This window comes from Finegoldia magna (assembly GCF_002243175.1).
GTDB classification, from domain to species: Bacteria; Bacillota; Clostridia; order Tissierellales; family Peptoniphilaceae; genus Finegoldia; species Finegoldia magna_J.
Genome location: NZ_NDYF01000009.1, coordinates 100,272 through 118,512, shown reverse-complemented (window position 1 = coordinate 118,512; position 18,241 = coordinate 100,272). Strand labels below are relative to the sequence as shown.

The following is an 18,241-nucleotide window of genomic DNA, read 5'->3' as shown; positions in this document are numbered from 1 at the left end:
ATTATAGCCCTAAACAATATAAAATTGAAAGATAAGGTAAAACAAAAATAAAACTATCAAATCGATCCATTACTCCACCATGTCCTATAAAAATATTACCAAAATCCTTCACATTGGCTTTTCTTTTAATTTTAGAAGCGCTTATATCACCAATTTGAGATATAATAGAACCGAAGAAAGCGATAATAACTATCTTAGCAATATTTAAATTACCATAAAATATAGAAAATATAGCACCAATTATCATGCTTCCTATTATTCCACCTATTGCTCCTTCAATAGTTTTTTTAGGGCTAATTTTTGTCAATTTGTGTTTGCCGAACAACATTCCTGTACAGTATGCTGCAGTATCTGTTCCCCAAGAACATATATAGATAAGCCAAATATATTCAGTTCCAGAAATAAAATACATTAACGAAAAAGTAATCGTAATATATATGTGCATAAAATAGTTATTTAGTACTTCCTTGATAGGTTTGTCAAAAATGGTATATAAAGTCAATTCTATCAAACTAAAACTGCACAATAAAGCTATCGCGAATAATTCCTTCTTAAAATAAACGCTTAAATTAAAACTAACATTAAATAATACATTAATAATCAAATTATTAATGTTAATGTTATTGGAATAATCCTTGTTAATTACATTTTCTAGTTCGTAAATTGCAACAGTACTTAGGAATAAATTCATAATTAAAAGATAAATTTCGCCTTTAGAAACGCAAAAAATAGATAACAATAAAATTATTATTCCGGTTAATGTCCTTTTTAAAAATTTCATTTCAATCCACCAAATCTTCTATCCCTGTTTTGGTACCAATAAATCGCATCGATAAGTGATTCTAACTTGAAATCCGGCCAATATATATCTGAAAAATAAAGCTCTGCATAAGACATTTGATAAAGCAAGAAATTGCTTAGTCTTTTTTCTCCACCTGGTCTAATCAGTAAATCAACGTCCGGTTGATTTCTCGTGTATAAAAGATTTGAGAACTCATCATCAGTCAGGATTACTCCCTTCTTTATCGCAGTATTCACAGCTTTTAATATCTCTTGCCTTGACCCATAATTAATAGCAATATTTAGAATAAGTTTATCATTATCTCTCGTCGAATCCAATGCGTATTCTATCTTTTGAATTACTTTTTCGGGCAATACACTAATATCTCCCAAAATATTAATCTTAACTCCTTGAGTTACTAGTTTATTTAATTGATCATCTATATATTTAATGAGTATTTGCATTAAAAAATCTATTTCTTTTTGTGGTCTTTTCCAATTTTCTGTTGAAAAAGCATACAATGACAAATATTTTATTCCGATATTTAAAGAGTTTTCAACAACGTCAACAACTCTTTTCATCCCTTCATTATGTCCAAAAACTCTGGGTTTATTTCGTTTTGTAGCCCATCTTCCATTTCCATCCATTATTATGGCAATATGTTTAGGCAGCCTATCTCGATCTAAATTTGATAAATCCATTTTCAATTCCTTTTAGTTTATTCTTAATTATTGTATCATATTTTGATTTTTTCTTACACAAAAAATAAGCCTTTATCTTTGAATATCTCATGAAGAAATCTTCAAATTAGGCTTATTTTTTAATAAACTATTTTGTTTTAATTTCTCTTGAACCAGGTTTTACCAATTCTATTCCTTTCTTACATAAAGGACATTCTTCCGGTTTAAAAATTTCTATATCGATTTTTGTTGCGCTATATAATGGTAAATCAATATCAAGGTTTACGCTTCTATCTACTAGACAACAAATTCCTACTACTTCTGCACCCAATTCTTCCAAAACTTTTTTTGTTTCATAAGAAGATTTTGCAGTAGTTACAACGTCTTCTGAGATAATAACTTTTTCACCTTTTTTTACTTCAAATCCTCTTCTAAGACACATTTTACCATCTTTTCTTTCAGTAAATATAGCTGGTTTATGTAATTGTCTTCCTAGTTCATAAGCTACAATTATTCCACCCATGGCAGGTCCAACAACAGTATCAAATTCAACATCTTTAAGCTTATCAGCAATAACTTTAATTACTTCTTCAGCTTTGTCTGGATATTGTAATAATTTTGCACATTGACAATACTTATCACTGTGATTTCCAGATGACAATAAGAAGTGACCTTCTAATAATGCATTACTTTCTTTCAATAATTCAACAACCCTATCCATCTTTTTCCTCCTAAATAATATTCCTTATTTCGTTTATTGATTTAAAATTATTTTGTTTTAAATAGTTTTCCATACCATTTGCTATTTCAACCATAACATTTGGATTAACAAAATTTGCTGTACCAACTTGAACCAAGTGACAACCTACCATAATAAATTCTAATGCATCTTTGTAATTTTGAATTCCACCCATACCACAAACAGGAATTTTTACATTTTTACATACATCTCTACACATTCTTAAAGCTATAGGTTTTATACAAGGTCCCGAAAGACCGGCAGTTATATTGTCAAATACAGGTTTTCTTTTATTAATATCCACAGCTAATGCATTAAAAGTATTAACAAGACTAAGAGCATCTGCTCCAGAATCTTCACAAGTCTTTGCCATTTCTACAATATCATTAGCATTAGGAGATAATTTTACCATTAAAACTTTATCAGTATGCTTTCTTACTTCCGATACAACTTTTTGTGCTACATCACATTTTATCCCAAAAGCCATTCCACCTTCTTTAACATTTGGACAAGAAATATTTAACTCAATTATTTTTATATCAGTGCTTGATATAAGTTCAACCGCTTCAATATAACTTTTTATATCAGAGCCACCAATGTTTGCAATGGTAACAGTGTCCAAAGATAACATATAGTCCAGATCCCTATTAATGAATTCTTGAACAGATGGATTTTGTAATCCTATACTATTCATGATTCCAGACGGTGTTTCATAGATTCTTAAACCAGTATTTCCATTTTTAGGTTGAATAGTTAATCCTTTTGTAGAGATACCTCCTAATTTATTTAGATCTGTAAAGTTTTCATATTCTCTTCCAAATCCAAATGTGCCCGAAGCTCCAACAACAGGATTTTTAAATTCAACGCCGCAAAAGTTTGTTTTAAGCATCAAATATCACCTCGTTTTTCTCAAAAATAGGACCATCTTTGCAAACTCTTTTAAGTCCATTAGTTGTATGAACAGTACATCCTAAACACGCTCCTATTCCACAGGCCATGTGAGCTTCTAATGAGTAAAATTCTGTCGCATCAAGATTTCTTTTCTTTAAAGAATTCATCATAGGATTTGGACCACAAGCATAAATATAATCATAGTCATTTTTTACGTATTCTGTTATATATCCTTTTGACCCAATTGATCCATCTTCTGTGGAAATTATTGTTTCGTTTTTGTTTAAAATCTCATCTTCCATGTATGTTGTGTTTCTATATCCAACATACAAATCTACATTTTTCAATTTTCTTGACAAATATTTCATTGGAGCGATTCCAATCCCCCCAGCAACTATAGCACATTTTGCTTCTGGATGTAATTCAAATCCATTTCCTAACGGGCCAAGAATTTTGATGTTTTCTCCAACTCTCATTGAAGAAATTATTGATGTTCCTTTGCCTACGACAGTATATAAAAATGTTATACTTTCTTCATCCAAATCACAAATGCTAAGTGGTCTTGGAAGAAGTGGTGATTCATCCCAAGCTCTTAACATATAGAATTGACCAGGATCACCTTGGAATTTTCCTTTTAAAACCAATTTGAAAATTCCATCGCTAATTTCTTCATTAAATATTATTTCAGAATCGATATATTTATTCACCGTAAATATCCTTTCTCATATCTTCTACAGCTTTTCTAGCATATTTACCGATATTTTCTTCTCCATCATCAAACTTTCTGTAATTTAATATTATACCTCTAGACGAATTTACAATTCCTTTCTTAAAGTTATCAAGGTAAACTCTTATGTCTTCTGGTTTAGCTCCTTGTGCACCGTATCCTGGAATTAAGAACATTATATTTTCATATCTCTCTCTGATTTTATTTGCGTTTTCAGTTTGAGTTCCACCTACTACAAATCCTAAAGAACTTAGATTACATTGTCCTATATATTCTTTGGCAATTTTATTCAAATTGTCGCCTATCTCATAGTATAGTGGTTGGCCTTTATAATCCTTATATTGAATATCTTTTGAACCTGGATTTGATGTTCTCATTAATACAAATATTCCTTTTTCTTTTGATTCAAGATAGGGTAAGTAATGTTCTAAAGTATCATATCCCATGAATGGATTAACTGTTATAAAGTCAGCTTCAAAATCACCTTCAAGATGTGCTTTTGCATATTCTTTGGCTGTATTTGCAATGTCTCCTCTTTTTACATCGGCAATAGATATTAAATCATTATCTTTAAGATATTTAAGAGTGTTTTTGTAAGCTATTAATCCTTCTATGCCATGTGCTTCGTAGTATGCAATTTGAACTTTAAAACATGCTACTAAATCTTTTGTATTATCTATGATTTCCTTATTAAAATCAAATAAATATTCGCTAACTTTCTTTCCTTTTTTCATATTTTCTGGTACATAATCTGTACTAGTATCTAGTCCTACACATACTATGGATCTTTCGTTTATTCTTTCAGAAAGCTTATCTATTATCATTTTTAGCCCCTTTCTCAAATTTAACTTTTCCATTTACAATTGTCATCTCAATACTGCCTCTAAACTTTTCGCCAATAAAAGGAGAATTGTTTGATTTTGAATTAAATTTTTCTACTTTGATTTCTTTATCAATATCAATTATAACTAGATCAGCATCGTATGTTGGATTTATAGCACCTTTATTTTCTCCTAATATCTTAGCTGGATTGTAACTCATTAATTCAGATATTTTGTTTAATGATATATCATTTTCTTCATGCAACACTTTATATGCAATATTAAACGCTGTCTCAAGTCCAATCATTCCACATGCACCGTTATCTTTATCTTCTTTAGTGTGAGGAGCATGATCTGTTGCAATAGCATCTACTGTATTATTTTTTATCATTTTTATTATGCAATCTATATCGTCTTGAGTTCTTATTGAAGGATTTACTCTAAAATCACTATCTTTCATATATATGTGATGAGGAGTAACTTCACAAGTAATTGGTGCATTTTTTTCTTTGTAGAATTTTATCGCTTCTAATGAGTCAATAGTGCTAACGTGACAAAAATGAACTCTACATCCTGTTTTTAAGCTTAAGTAGCAATCTCTAATTGTTTCTAAATCCTCTGCATACCTTGTAGAAATCTTTGTTAGATTATGGTCTTCTGCATGTACCATTATACCTTTATTTATTTTTTCTATTTCCGTAAAAATATTAAAGGCTAGTAAAGAATCTGTTATACCTTTCCCGTCTTCACTAAAGAATTTGATATTATTATCTGCTTTTTCAAAATTAATCATTTCTATAGATTTTAAATCTTTTGTTGTGGCCATACATTGATATATATTTATTAGATCAATTTCTTTTGATTTGTCTATAATTTGATTGTAGATTTCATTATTATCCACAACTGGTTTAGTGTTTCCCATCAAATTACAACTTGTGTAGCCTCCAGCAAGAGCTGACAGACTACCAGTATATAAATCCTCTTTATTTTCTTGACCGGGATATCTGAAATGAGTGTGCAAATCTATGAATCCTGGCATTACAATTTTTCCCTTTACATCAATGATTTCATCACATTCTTCTAATATCTCTCCTATTGCTTTTATTTTACCATTTTCTATTAAAATATCAGCAAAAATATCTTTATCTTTATCTATAATATGACAATTTTTAAGCAGCAGTTTCATTATTCCTCCACGTTATATAAGTGATCACAATAATCACACTTATAGGTTCTAGTATCCTTATCAACTAAACTAAATTTTTGTACGATACTTCTTTCAGATTGAGTTATACATCTAGGATTTTTACATTTAATAAAACCTTCAAAATGTTCTGGTAAATTTAAGCTGATTTTTTCTTTTATTTTTTCATTTTCAATTATATTAACAGTCATATTATCATCGAATACTCCAAGTATATCAAAGTCTATATCTATAACATTTTCGATTTTGATCATATCTTTTCTTCCCAATTTACCTGATTGTGCATTCATGATTAATGCTACTGTATAATCAGCCTTGTCTAACTTTAAAAGTTGGAATATTTTATAACCCATTCCACATTTGATATGATCGATTACAATACCTTTTTCAATACTATTAATGTTTAACATTATCTCACCCCTAATAATTTCAATATTAACGCCATTCTAACAATTACACCGTATCTAACTTGCTTAAAATAAACTGCTCTTGGATCGCTATCAACTTCTGTAGCTATTTCATTTACTCTTGGCAATGGATGAAGAACAGCTAAATCTTCTGTAGCTAATTTCATTTTATCATTATCTAAGATATATGAATCTTTCAATCTAACATAATCTGCTTCATTGAAGAATCTTTCACGTTGAACTCTAGTCATGTATAAAACATCTAATTCACCGATTACATCTTCCATTTTTTCAACTTCTTTGAATTCTATATTCTTTGATTTTAAAAATATCTTAATATAATCAGGCACTTGAAGTTCTTCAGGAGATATTAAGACGAACTTGTTGTTCTCATATCTTGACATAGCTTTTATCAAAGAATGGACTGTTCTACCAAATTTTAGATCTCCACACAATCCTATTGTCATGTTGTCCAATCTTTTTTTAGTCATCCAAATTGTCAACAAATCTGTCAAAGTTTGAGTTGGATGTTGATGTCCACCATCACCTGCATTTATCAATGGAACTTCTGCATAAGAACTAGCTAAAACTGCGGAACCTTCTTTTGGGTTTCTCATCGCAATTATATCTGTATAATTTGACACTGTTCTTATTGTATCAGCCAAAGACTCACCCTTTGATGTCGATGAACTTGCACTTTCTGAAAAGCCTATGCAATCTCCACCTAATCTATGTATTGCTGATTCAAAACTTAATCTTGTTCTTGTTGAAGGCTCAAAAAAAAGAGTCCCTAAGATTTTTCCATTACATAAATTAGAAAAATCAGAAGGACTCTTTATAATTTCTTCTGCTAAATTCAATATTTCGTTTATCTCTTCTACATTAAAATCATCTGCGTTAATTAAATTTCTATTTTTTAACATAACTATCTCCTTTGATTTATTTTCACTATAATAACATCAAAAAAGATATCTGTCAATAGTTTTTTTAATTAAGAGTTGTAAAATTTACATCTGTCATTCAATATACATTCTTCACATCTTGGATTTCTAGCCTTGCATAGATTTCTGCCATGCCAAATAAATAAATGATGACTTTTTGACCATCTGTCTCTTGGTATTTCTTGCATCAACGCCTTTTCAGTACTCAATACGTCTTTTTCATTTACAATTCCAATTCTGTTAGTTACTCTAAAAACATGAGTATCCACAGCTATAGCTGGTGTTCCAAATGCATTGCTTACAACTACATTTGCGGTTTTTCTACCAACTCCTGGTAATTTCATTAATTCATCAATAGTATCTGGAACTTTTGAGTCGTAATCATGATATAAAACATTACATGTATTTATGATATTTTTTGATTTTGTCTTGTATAGTCCACAGCTTTTGATGTATTTTGCTAATCCATCTACTCCTAAGTCTAATATTGTTTTAGGGGTATTGTGCTCTTTAAATAAAACAGCTGTAACTTTATTAACCCTAACATCTGTACATTGCGCTGATAAAATAGTGGCAATTAATAATTCGAACGGAGTAGTAAAATCTAAACCTGCTTTTGCATTAGGATATAAGCTATCTAAATCATCCAAAATTTTATTAATTTTCTCGTAACTCATGAAACTTTCTCCTTAATTCTTCAATTTCAATTTTATATCCATCTAAGTCGTTAGGCGTTTCCAATATTATTGGTCTGCCCTCTAACCTTTCATTAAAGATTACATTAAAAAGGTCTGATTCTCCAATCAATCCCTTACCAAACTTTTCATGTCTATCTTTATTTGCTCCAAATGACATTATAGAATCATTGCAATGAATTACTTTTATTTTCTCAATACCAATTAACTTATCAAATTCATCAAGATAATCATCAAAACTATCCAGTCTAATTCCAGAACTAAATAAATGGCAAGTATCTATACAAACATACAAGGGAATACTTGCATTACTAATAATATATGCAATTTGGTTTAAATCACATCCAAGTTCACTACCTTTTCCACTCATAGTTTCTATACATATCATCTGACCATTTGAAACATCTATTTGATTCAAGCCTTCTACAATCAAATTAAGTCCTTTCTCAATTCCTTGATTTTTATGACTTCCTGGATGAAGAACGTACTTATCAATTTTCAAATCTTTAATTTTTTTCATATCTTCATTTATAAGCTGAATCGCCAATTCTCTTAAATCTTCTCTATCACTACATAAATTCATTGTATATGCTCCATGACACACAATATTATTTATATCACGGGTTTCCCTAAGCTCCAAAAATTTTTCTATTTCTTTATCAGGAATTAATCTAGACTTAGATCCTCTTGGATTACGAGGAAAGAATTGAAAAGTGTCAGCATTTATTTGTAAGCATTGTTCTATAGTTTTGTGAAGTCCTTTTGATGTAGATAAATGGCACCCTATTCTGTTCATAATTACCTCCAAGTCATTATTATATCACACCTTCATATTTAATATGTTATAATACTAGATGAGGAAGTGAGACATGTTTAATATTAACAAAAAAAATATATCAAAAATAGATAAAACTCTAATTATCAGCGTTTTAATACTTATTATTTACGGTCTTGTAGTATTATATAGCGCTGGATCAAGTCTTTCAAATCATTATTTCAGAAAACAATTAATAGCTACAATTATAGGAATAATTGTTGTTTTTTTTATAATATCACTAGACAACCACATAATAAAAAAACTTAACATTCCAATGTACATAATTTGCAATGTTTTACTAGTTTTAGTTTTATTTTTTGGTGTTGGTGATGAATGGGGCGCAAGAAGTTGGTTTAAGTTTGGACCAATAAATTTTCAACCTTCTGAAATAATGAAGATAGTTCTTATTATTTCACTTGCAAATATTATTGAATCTAACAAGAACAGCCTGAATAACCCCAAAACTTTATTAAAAATACTAATTTTTGCTTTTATTCCTGTAGCTCTAATTTTAAAACAACCAGACGCAGGAACAGCAATGGTGTATACATTTATAATAATCGTTATGTTATTCACAGCTGGAATTGATTGGAAATATTTAATAGGAGCAATTGTCTTAGGAATAGTTAGTTTACCTTTTTTATACTTGAGACTAGATCAGTTTCAAAGAGATAGAATATTAAATTTTGTTCATCCTGAAAGAGATTTATCAAACACTGGATGGCAAGCTCTTCAAGGTAAAATAGCAATAGGATCAGGAAAATTGACTGGTGAAGGTTTCTTAAATGGAGTACAAAGTCAATATAATTTTATTCCTGAAAAGCAAACAGATTTTATTTTTGCGGTATTAGTTGAAGAATTTGGATTTATCGGTGGATTTATATTGATTTTATTATATGCCTTAATGCTTTATAGATGTGTGGTTATTGCTCAAAACTCAGATAATTTATACTCAAAATTATTGACAATTGGATTTACAGCAATGTTTTTATTCCACATATTTGAAAATATTGGAATGACTATTGGTGTAATGCCTATAACTGGTATTCCATTGCCATTTTTTAGTTATGGTGGAACATTTCAAATTATCAACTTAATTTCAATAGGATTGATTATATCTTCATCAATTCAAAAAGACCCATTGAATTTCATTTAGGAGGAAATATGAATAAAATAGAAAGTTTTAAAATTAATCACTTAAAATTATTACCTGGAATTTATGTATCAAGAAAAGATTATTTAAACAATGAAGTATTAACTACTTTTGATTTGAGAATAACTGCACCTAACAGAGAACCTGTTATGAATACAGCAGAAGTTCACGCAATAGAACATTTAGCCGCTACATTTTTAAGAAATAAACTTGAAAATGAAGTTATTTATTTTGGTCCTATGGGTTGTAGAACAGGCTTTTATCTAATCTTGGTCGGAGATAAAAAATCTGAAGATATCGTAGACTTAATTAAAGAACTCTTTGAATTTATATCTAATTACGAAGGCGATATACCTGGTCAATCAGCAAAGGACTGTGGCAACTATTCAGATATGAATTTAAATATGGCAAAATTCTACTCTGATAAGTACTTGAAGGTTCTAAATTCTATTAAAACAGAAAATTTAATCTATCCAGAATAGAAAAAACACAATTTAGTATAACTAAATTGTGTTTTTATTTTTTTTATCTTTATCTAAATATGTTGTTTGTAGTTCTGTTAGCTTCTTTTCATTCATTTTTTCAATGTAGTGTTTTCTACATAATGGCATATATGCCTCACTAGCCCCTAACTGTATTCTGTTTTTATCGTCTGATATACGATAACTTACCCATGCATCATTTCCACACACAGCGCACACTGCGTGGTGTTTTTCAACGTAATCACATATAGGCAATAACTCCTTAACAAGTTGAAATGGCTTGGCTTTATAGTCCATGTCAAGCCCAGCAGCAATAATTGTAAATCCTTTTTCCAAAAGATAATTTATTTGTCTTACAAAATGATCTGCTTTTGAATTAATAAACTGCACTTCATCTATAGCAATGACATTTACGTCATGAGTTTTTGTGTATTCAACTATATCGTCAATATTATCGACATTTATTGCTTCAATTTCGTTTTTATCATGTGTTACTACTTTTTCCTTAGAATATCTGGAATCCATCTTTGGTTTAAACACGACTACATTGTACTTAGCGATTTTAAACCTATTCACTTCTTTCCAAAGACTAGATGTTTTTCCGGAAAACATAGAACCAGTATGCACTATTAATTTACCTCTATATTGATGCATACTAATTCCTTGAAATTTCTATTGATTTAATTATAATATCGTCTAACGGTTTATCTGAAAAATCAGTATCTACATTAGAAATCTTATCTACTATGTCCATCCCGCTATAAACCTGACCAAATACAGAATGTTTTCCATCTAACCAAAAACAACCACCATTATTTTTATAGTATTCTTTTTGTTCTTCGTTCAAATCACATTCGTCAAGATATTTAATATAATCTTCTCTAATTGAAGTGTTTTGAACGATAAAAAATTGAGATCCATTAGTGTTTGGTCCAGAATTAGCCATAGATAATGCTCCTCTTATATTTTTTAAATTATCCGAAAATTCATCTTCAAAAGGCCTTTTCCAAATACTTTCTCCGCCATAGCCTGTTCCTTGTGGATCTCCTCCTTGGATCATAAAATCTTTAATGACTCTATGAAAAATAGTTCCATCATAATATCCTTTTTGTGCATGAGTTACAAAATTTTCCACACAATTTGGAGCATCATTTTCAAACAAACAAATTTTTATTTCTCCCACGTTTGTGATTATATTTGCCATTAATTGATCTTTTTTTGGTATATCTGTTTGATACATATTTCCTCCATAAATAATTAAACTGCTTTTTTAAAAGCAGTTTAAACTTTTGTATTTGATGAGAAGTAATATCCTTCTCCCCATTTTGTTCTAATTATTAATGATTCGTTGTCTTTGATTTTTTCTCTCAATCTTTTAATGTGAACATCAACAGTCCTGATATGAGATTGTGCATCTTCCCATAATTTCGCAGCCAATTCTTTTCTTGAAAGAACCTTATCTTTATTAGAAACAAGTACATATAACAATTCAAATTCTCTTCCTGTTAATTCTATATCTTGACCATATCTTTTTACAGTTCTTGATATTAAATTAAATTCAAATTCACCGATTTGTAAAATATTTGTTTTATTACTATCATTTACTAAGTCTGATTTTGTTCTTCTTAGAACTGCTCTAATTCTTGCTTTCAATTCAAGCATATTAAATGGATAAACTACATAATCATCTGCGCCATATTCTAACGCTAAGATTTTTTTCATATCATCTGATTCGTCACTAACAAAAATCGTCGGAATAGAATATAGTTTGCTGATTTCTTTTTTGAAATCTAAGCCCGTACCATCCGAAAAATTCATATCACAAAGCAAAAAATCATAGTAACCTTTTTTTAATTTTTCAAGTGCATCTTCAATTGTAGAACATTCTGAAACTTCATAATTTTCATCATTAGAAAAATTCAAAATGATCTCATCTTTATATACATTAGATGGAAAAACTAACAGAATTCTAAGTTTCATAAGATTGATTAGATTACTTCAATAAAGTGATCTGTTTTTTCCTTTACTCTTCCTATTATATTTCCAACTTGGCCAGATTCATGTAGTTTTTCTACAAGTTTATCAGCATCTTCCTTAGATAATGCAATTAATAATCCACCTGATGTTTGAGGATCAAATACCAAATCATCTATGAAGCTGCTAACATTTTTGCTGATTTTTACATCATTTCTGATAAAATTTCTGTTATCGTAAGCTCCTTTTGGAACTAATCCTAAGTTAACGAATTCTTCTACTCCTTCGAAAATAGGTAAGTTTTGTGAATCAATTTCTATTGTTAAATCAGATCCCTTAGCCATTTCAAGTGCATGACCACACAAACCAAATCCTGTTACATCAGTAGCAGCATGAACTTCTAGTCCATCACATGCTTCCTTAGCGTATTTATTCAATGTAGACATAGATTTGATAACTTCATCAAATAATTTTTGATTGTCCATTCCACCTTTTATAGCAGTATTTACAATTCCTACACCTAATTTTTTAGTTAATACAACTACGTCACCTACTTTAGCTGTAGAGTTGGCCCAAACTTTATCTGGATGATTGATTCCTGTCACAGACAATCCATATTTAGGTTCATCATCTTGAATTGTATGACCACCAACTAACAGACATCCTGCTTCTTTAGCCTTATCAGCACCACCTTTTAAAATTTCAACTAAAATATCTTGATTCATACAATCAGAAAAACAAACAATATTTAAAGCTAACAATGGATCTGAACCCATGGCATATAAATCACTTAAAGAGTTTGCCGCAGCTACTTGACCAAATGTATATGGGTCATTAACAACCGGTGTAAAGAAGTCTAGAGATTGAATTAAACATAAATCATCTCTTACTTTATAAACAGCACAATCATCGCTTGTATCTAATCCTACTACAAGATTATCGTCATTTACTTTTTCAAGGTGACTTAATACCTCAGCTAATTTACCAGGTCCTATCTTTGCTGCACATCCAGCTGTTTGAGTAAACTCAGTTAATTTGACATCTTCTGGTTTAATTGTTTTGTACTTTTTGTCTAACATTTTTTATCTCCTTTAATCTATAGTTATTAAACTTTTCAATGATTCAAAAGTTTTATCGCCAATTCCATCCACATTTTTTATTTCTTCAATTTTTTTAAATTGATTTTTTTCTCTAAATTCTATTATTTTTTTAGCTTTGGAAGGTCCAATACCTGGTAATGTTTGCAATTTATTACTATCAGCAGTGTTAATATTTACAAGATTACTATAGTTACTATCTTTTATAGTAACTATATCAGAGCTTTGTGTATCATTGTTTTGCTCTTTTGAAGTTTCTGATTTAGAAGGAATATAGATCTTCATCTCATCTTTTAGCTTCATCGCCAAATTTACACTTTTCGTATCCGCATCTTGTTTAAATCCACCAGCTAATTCAACGATATCTTTAATTCTATCATCTTTTTTAAAATGATAGACACCAGGTTTGTTTACACAACCATCTATTTGACACATCTTAGTAGAATTATCTTCGCTGTTTGGTGCACTATTTTCAGACTGCTTATTTACGCTTTCTGTTGATTTTGTATCAACAAAAGCTTGAATTTGATTGTCATTCAAATTATCTGAATTAGATTTATAGTAACCAAAACCAGCTAAAAGAATTATTGCTATACCAATTAAAATTTTATCTTTAGAAAAATTGAAATTCATAGTGCGCCTCTTATATCTATATACTCTATAATATCATATGCACAAGCAATTCGTCTAATAAAAAAAGCTACTGGCATCAAATGCCAATAGCTTATGATTTTAGTTTAAGATTCTTCTTGCTGTTACAAATGTATTTGAGTAATAGTTTGAGTCAATATCTGAAATAATTACACCTGTTGATGGTGTAGAAGCATGAATCATTTTGCCATTACCAACATAAATCCCAACGTGAGAAATACTTCCTGAACCATTTGTACTAAAGAATAACAAATCTCCTTGTTTCAAATTGCTTTTACTTACAGGATATCCATTATTTGATTGTGCAGCTGAATTTCTATAAAGAGAAATTCCGCAAACTTTATTATATAAATAACTAGTTAATCCAGAGCAATCAAATCCTACTCCTGGTTGTGCAGAACCCCAAACATATCTTTCTCCCAAATAATTATAAGCTGCTTGAGCTACAGCACTGCCAGAACCACCCTCATTTGATCTTACAACCTTAGAGTTAGAATCTTTTTTGTAAGAATCTTTAACTTCTGTGTTTTTTGTTTGGTTTGATTCAACTTTACTGTCTTGAATATAATTTACAGAAACATATCTTCCTTCAGAAAGTTTTAACCAATAATTTCCTTTGATGCCACTAACTTTAGTACCTTTTTTCAATACTGAAACTACATTAGAATCCATACTGTCTTTATCCCTAACATTAACAGATTCTTTTACATATCCAGTATAGTTAGTTCCTTCAAATTTAGTGGAATTTGATTTATTTACTTGTTCTTTCTTCTTTGCTTCTGAAATTTGAAGTTTATCATTTTGCTTTTCTTCAATTTTACTATTTTGCAAGTATTTAATACTAATAAAACCATTATTTCCATTTACAGAAGTTTTGAACCATCCATCTTCAACTACACCTTGTACTTTAGCGTTTTTCTCTAATACACCTAGTTTATTAGAGCTGATTGATTTTTCACTTCTTATATAAACTGGAGATTTTACCCACATATCTACTGACTTTTCAGCAGAATTTGATTTTACTTTATTAACTTCAGGATTATTTTTTGAAACTTGTTTTTTAGCTTCAGAAACTACTTTTTTATTTGATTTTTCATTCGTCAAGAAGTCTTTACTTACGTATGCTTCTTTGTTTTTATAGCTTATTTTTGCCCACGATTTATTGCTATCATCTTTAACAACAACTTTAGTATCTTTTGGTAAAACACCTATTGCCTCAGATTCTTTATCTGCTTTTTCTCTTACAAATAAATCACCTGTCGTAGATTTTGTTATATTTGAATAAATCTTTTCTTCTTCATTTTCAGAGTTTCTTGAAAGAGTTAATGAAGCGACTTCAGATTTTTCTTTTTTTAAGCTAGATTTTGAATTCTCATTATCTTTTGAAATTTTTCCAACATTTGCAGTAGATAATTCTACTTTTTTAGCTTCATCTTTTTTTGTATCTACTTTTTCACTATTTTGTTTATATGTAGAAACGTTATTTTCAGCAGAAGTCTTTAATTCTTGTTTATTCGCTTTAACTTCTTTTACTTCAGAATTAATTTCTTCTTTAGATTCTTTAGATATAGTTCTTGTGGAATCATTTAATACGTTTCTTACTTGTGAGTTTCTTATTTCATTAAGAGCTTTCTCTTTTTCTTCTTTTTCAGCATTTGGAGTCAATTCATCATTGCTTTTTATTGCAACTGAATATTTTGAATCATTTGATTGATTAGACTCAATATTATTGTCTCCTATTAAAGTTGTGGAACTTAAATAAGGCGATACAAAAGTTCCTACAGCTATGACTGAAGCCAATCCGATAGATAGGCCAAGTCCTTTTTTGTTCATATTAACTTCCTCCTAATACATCCTAAGATAATATTAAAAGAATAAAAAAAATATGTCAAGTAAATTCAACAAAAAAGTTACAAATAAGTTTCAAAAAAGTAATAATTGTAACATTTTTGTCATAATTTTCGATTCCTCCTACTTTTATATAGATTATTTTAATAAAAGAATTTACATGCAACAAAAAATCTATTCATATTCTGAATAGATTTTAAATTAAATATTACGATTTAGATTTCCATTAATTCTGTTTCTTTATCTGTAACAATATTATCAATTTCTTTCGTCAACTTATCTGTTAAAGTTTGAATATCATCTAATAATACGTGTAATTCATCTTCAGATATTTCAGCATTCTTTTCCATTTTTTTTGCATCGTCAACAAAATCTCTTCTTATAGATCTTATAGTGACTTTAGATTTTTCGCCATATTCCTTTACTACTTTTGTCAATTCTTTTCTTCTATCTTCAGTTAATTGTGGAAATGGTAATCTGATAATACTACCATCATTTGAAGGAGTAATTCCTAAGTTAGATGCTTGAATTTGCTTTTCAATTTCTTTCATTATTGATTTATCCCATGGTTGAATTGTAAGTAATCTAGCCTCTGGAGCAGAAATAGTAGCAACTTGTTTTAAAGGTGTTGAAGTACCATAATAATCTACCATAATATTATCTAATATGCTAGGATTCGCACGTCCAGCTCTTACTGTTTTTAATTCTTCCCTTAATGCATGTAATGTTTTATCCGCTTTTGCTTCCATATCTTTTAAAATTTGTTTACTCATTTTTATCCCCCTCAACAATTGTTCCAATATTTTCTCCATGAGAAACTCTAATTATATTTTTAGGATCATCAATACCAAATACAACTAATCCCATATTGTTTTCCATGCAAAGTGATGTCGCTGTTGCATCCATTATGCCTAAGCCTTTGTTCAAAATATCGATATAAGTAAGTTTATCGTATTTAATTGCATCTTTATTTTTATTAGGATCAGAATCGTATATACCATCTGTTCCTCTTTTCCCTGCTAAAATAACATCAGCATTAATTTCTACCGCTCTTAATGCAGCTGTTGTATCTGTAGAAAAATATGGTAAACCTGTTCCAGCAGCAAAAATTACAATTCTACCTTTTTCAATATGCCTAATTGCTCTTCTTCTAATATAAGGTTCTGCAACTTGTTTCATATCTATTGCTGTTTGTACACGTGTTTGAATACCTTTTGCTTCTAATGATGCCTGCAATCTCAAAGCATTGATTGTCGTTCCTAACATGCCCATTGAGTCCGATGTGGCTCTATCAATTTTAGATGATCTTCCTCTCCAGAAATTTCCACCACCTACAACAATTGCAATTTCCAATCCTTCCTCGTGAACGGCTTTTATAGAATCGCAGATATTTTCTATAATATCATCGTCTAATCCATGTCCTTGATCACCACTTAAAGCTTCACCACTTAATTTTAGTAGAACTCTTTTATATTTTAAACTCAAAATTTCCTCCTAATTAATAATAAGGTTTTCTTTAATTAATCATACCAAATTAGCATTTTAAAATCAATATGATATTATGTAAAATAAAAAAAAGCTGCAATATGAAATTGCAGCAATAATTTTTATTGACCCATTTGTTTTTTTACTTCTTCAGCAAAATCTTCGTTTTTCTTTTCTAAACCTTCGCCAACTTCAAATCTAGAAAATCTACGAATTTTAATGTTTTCACCTATTTTTGCAATTAAATCTGTTAATAATTCTTCTACAGATTTATTAGGATCTTTAATAAATGGTTGTTCTAATAGACAAATTTGTGAGTAGAATTTGTTAATTCTTCCTTCAACTTTCTTTTCAGCAATCATTTTTGCTTTGTCTTCAGGAATATTTTTTCCATCGTTTTCATTCATAGCTTGATGAACTAATACTTCTTTTTCTTTTTCTACTTCTTCAGCTGGTACTTCATCACGACTTACATATTTCGGATTTGATGCTACAACTTGCATTGCTATATCTTTTGCGAAGTTTTTGAATTCTTCATTTTTTGCAACGAAATCTGTTTCACTATTGATTTCAACAATAGCAGCAATTTTCCCACCATGAATATAAGTTTCAACAATACCTTCAGATGCCAATCTTCCAGCTTTTTTTTCTGCTCCTGCAAGTCCTTTTTCTCTCAAAATGTCAATTGCTTTTTCAATATTTCCATCTGCTTCAGATAGGACTTTTTTACAGTCCATCATTCCTGCGCCAGTTTTTTCTCTTAATTCTTTTACCATACTAGCAGTAATTTGTGCCATTTTATTACCTCCAATTAAATTAAAAAGCGACTGTCAAACAATTATTCAATT

At 29.6% G+C, this 18,241-nt stretch carries 22 protein-coding genes; 2 read left to right on the top strand and 20 right to left on the bottom strand.

Going from position 1 to position 18,241, the window contains the following annotated elements; all coding sequences use genetic code 11:
* Window position 1: 1 nt before the first annotated feature.
* From B9N53_RS03005 to B9N53_RS02955, 11 genes are all read right to left on the bottom strand, one after another.
* Window positions 2–781 (bottom strand): phosphatidate cytidylyltransferase, encoded by a 780-nt coding sequence (locus tag B9N53_RS03005; protein ID WP_094203618.1) that lies wholly within the window; start codon window positions 779–781, stop codon window positions 2–4.
* Window positions 778–1,482 carry an isoprenyl transferase gene (locus B9N53_RS03000; protein WP_094203617.1) on the bottom strand — a complete coding sequence of 235 codons (705 nt, stop codon included), beginning with the start codon at window positions 1,480–1,482 and terminating at the stop codon, window positions 778–780. Before B9N53_RS03000 ends, B9N53_RS03005 begins: the two co-directional genes overlap by 4 nt.
* A 127-nt stretch (window positions 1,483–1,609) precedes the next feature.
* Window positions 1,610–2,182, bottom strand: coding sequence for an orotate phosphoribosyltransferase (gene pyrE, locus B9N53_RS02995; RefSeq protein ID WP_094203616.1), 573 nt, complete (start codon window positions 2,180–2,182; stop codon window positions 1,610–1,612).
* 10 nt (window positions 2,183–2,192) lie between these two features.
* The gene (locus B9N53_RS02990; protein WP_094203615.1) at window positions 2,193–3,089 is read right to left on the bottom strand and encodes a dihydroorotate dehydrogenase; all 897 of its coding nucleotides are present in this window, start codon (window positions 3,087–3,089) and stop codon (window positions 2,193–2,195) included.
* A complete protein-coding gene (locus B9N53_RS02985; RefSeq protein ID WP_094203614.1) occupies window positions 3,082–3,798 on the bottom strand; it encodes a dihydroorotate dehydrogenase electron transfer subunit in 717 nt (238 codons plus the stop codon). Before B9N53_RS02985 ends, B9N53_RS02990 begins: the two co-directional genes overlap by 8 nt.
* Window positions 3,791–4,642, bottom strand: a complete 852-nt coding sequence (pyrF, locus tag B9N53_RS02980; RefSeq protein WP_094203613.1) for an orotidine-5'-phosphate decarboxylase — start codon at window positions 4,640–4,642, stop codon at window positions 3,791–3,793. The genes B9N53_RS02985 and pyrF overlap by 8 nt, the downstream gene beginning before the upstream one ends.
* Window positions 4,629–5,825, bottom strand: a complete 1,197-nt coding sequence (locus B9N53_RS02975) for a dihydroorotase (protein ID WP_094203612.1) — start codon at window positions 5,823–5,825, stop codon at window positions 4,629–4,631. The genes pyrF and B9N53_RS02975 overlap by 14 nt, the downstream gene beginning before the upstream one ends.
* Window positions 5,825–6,253, bottom strand: coding sequence for an aspartate carbamoyltransferase regulatory subunit (locus B9N53_RS02970; protein WP_002836363.1), 429 nt, complete (start codon window positions 6,251–6,253; stop codon window positions 5,825–5,827). Before B9N53_RS02970 ends, B9N53_RS02975 begins: the two co-directional genes overlap by 1 nt.
* Complete coding sequence (gene pyrB / locus B9N53_RS02965) at window positions 6,253–7,173, bottom strand: aspartate carbamoyltransferase (protein ID WP_002836362.1); 921 nt, start codon at window positions 7,171–7,173, stop codon at window positions 6,253–6,255. Before pyrB ends, B9N53_RS02970 begins: the two co-directional genes overlap by 1 nt.
* A 68-nt stretch (window positions 7,174–7,241) precedes the next feature.
* Window positions 7,242–7,868, bottom strand: a complete 627-nt coding sequence (nth, locus tag B9N53_RS02960; RefSeq protein WP_094203611.1) for an endonuclease III — start codon at window positions 7,866–7,868, stop codon at window positions 7,242–7,244.
* Complete coding sequence (locus B9N53_RS02955; protein ID WP_094203610.1) at window positions 7,849–8,682, bottom strand: deoxyribonuclease IV; 834 nt, start codon at window positions 8,680–8,682, stop codon at window positions 7,849–7,851. Before B9N53_RS02955 ends, nth begins: the two co-directional genes overlap by 20 nt.
* A 73-nt stretch (window positions 8,683–8,755) precedes the next feature.
* Between B9N53_RS02955 and rodA the strand changes: the two genes are divergently transcribed.
* Entirely contained in the window at window positions 8,756–9,859 is a 1,104-nt protein-coding gene (gene rodA, locus B9N53_RS02950; protein ID WP_094203609.1) for a rod shape-determining protein RodA, read from the top strand.
* Between the two features lie 8 nt (window positions 9,860–9,867).
* A complete protein-coding gene (locus B9N53_RS02945; RefSeq protein WP_094203608.1) occupies window positions 9,868–10,338 on the top strand; it encodes an S-ribosylhomocysteine lyase in 471 nt (156 codons plus the stop codon).
* Between the two features lie 21 nt (window positions 10,339–10,359).
* Here B9N53_RS02945 and B9N53_RS02940 read toward each other — a convergent pair whose 3' ends face one another.
* From B9N53_RS02940 to tsf, 9 genes are all read right to left on the bottom strand, one after another.
* On the bottom strand, window positions 10,360–10,992 hold the full coding sequence (locus tag B9N53_RS02940) for a thymidine kinase (RefSeq protein WP_094203607.1): 633 nt from the start codon (window positions 10,990–10,992) through the stop codon (window positions 10,360–10,362).
* Window position 10,993: 1 nt separating this feature from the next.
* On the bottom strand, window positions 10,994–11,578 hold the full coding sequence (locus tag B9N53_RS02935; RefSeq protein WP_094203606.1) for a peptidylprolyl isomerase: 585 nt from the start codon (window positions 11,576–11,578) through the stop codon (window positions 10,994–10,996).
* 41 nt (window positions 11,579–11,619) lie between these two features.
* Window positions 11,620–12,318, bottom strand: a complete 699-nt coding sequence (locus B9N53_RS02930) for a response regulator transcription factor (RefSeq protein ID WP_094203605.1) — start codon at window positions 12,316–12,318, stop codon at window positions 11,620–11,622.
* 8 nt (window positions 12,319–12,326) lie between these two features.
* Entirely contained in the window at window positions 12,327–13,391 is a 1,065-nt protein-coding gene (gene selD, locus B9N53_RS02925) for a selenide, water dikinase SelD (protein WP_002836350.1), read from the bottom strand.
* 12 nt (window positions 13,392–13,403) lie between these two features.
* Window positions 13,404–14,042 carry a helix-hairpin-helix domain-containing protein gene (locus B9N53_RS02920; RefSeq protein ID WP_094203604.1) on the bottom strand — a complete coding sequence of 213 codons (639 nt, stop codon included), beginning with the start codon at window positions 14,040–14,042 and terminating at the stop codon, window positions 13,404–13,406.
* Window positions 14,043–14,141: 99 nt separating this feature from the next.
* The gene (locus B9N53_RS02915) at window positions 14,142–15,893 is read right to left on the bottom strand and encodes a C40 family peptidase (RefSeq protein ID WP_094203603.1); all 1,752 of its coding nucleotides are present in this window, start codon (window positions 15,891–15,893) and stop codon (window positions 14,142–14,144) included.
* A gap of 230 nt (window positions 15,894–16,123) precedes the next feature.
* Window positions 16,124–16,681 (bottom strand): ribosome recycling factor, encoded by a 558-nt coding sequence (frr, locus tag B9N53_RS02910; RefSeq protein WP_094203602.1) that lies wholly within the window; start codon window positions 16,679–16,681, stop codon window positions 16,124–16,126.
* Window positions 16,674–17,393: a UMP kinase gene (gene pyrH / locus B9N53_RS02905; protein WP_094203601.1), complete on the bottom strand. Its 720-nt coding sequence runs from the start codon at window positions 17,391–17,393 to the stop codon at window positions 16,674–16,676. The genes frr and pyrH overlap by 8 nt, the downstream gene beginning before the upstream one ends.
* Before the next feature lie 122 nt (window positions 17,394–17,515).
* Window positions 17,516–18,190 (bottom strand): translation elongation factor Ts, encoded by a 675-nt coding sequence (gene tsf / locus B9N53_RS02900; RefSeq protein ID WP_094203600.1) that lies wholly within the window; start codon window positions 18,188–18,190, stop codon window positions 17,516–17,518.
* Window positions 18,191–18,241: the final 51 nt, after the last annotated feature.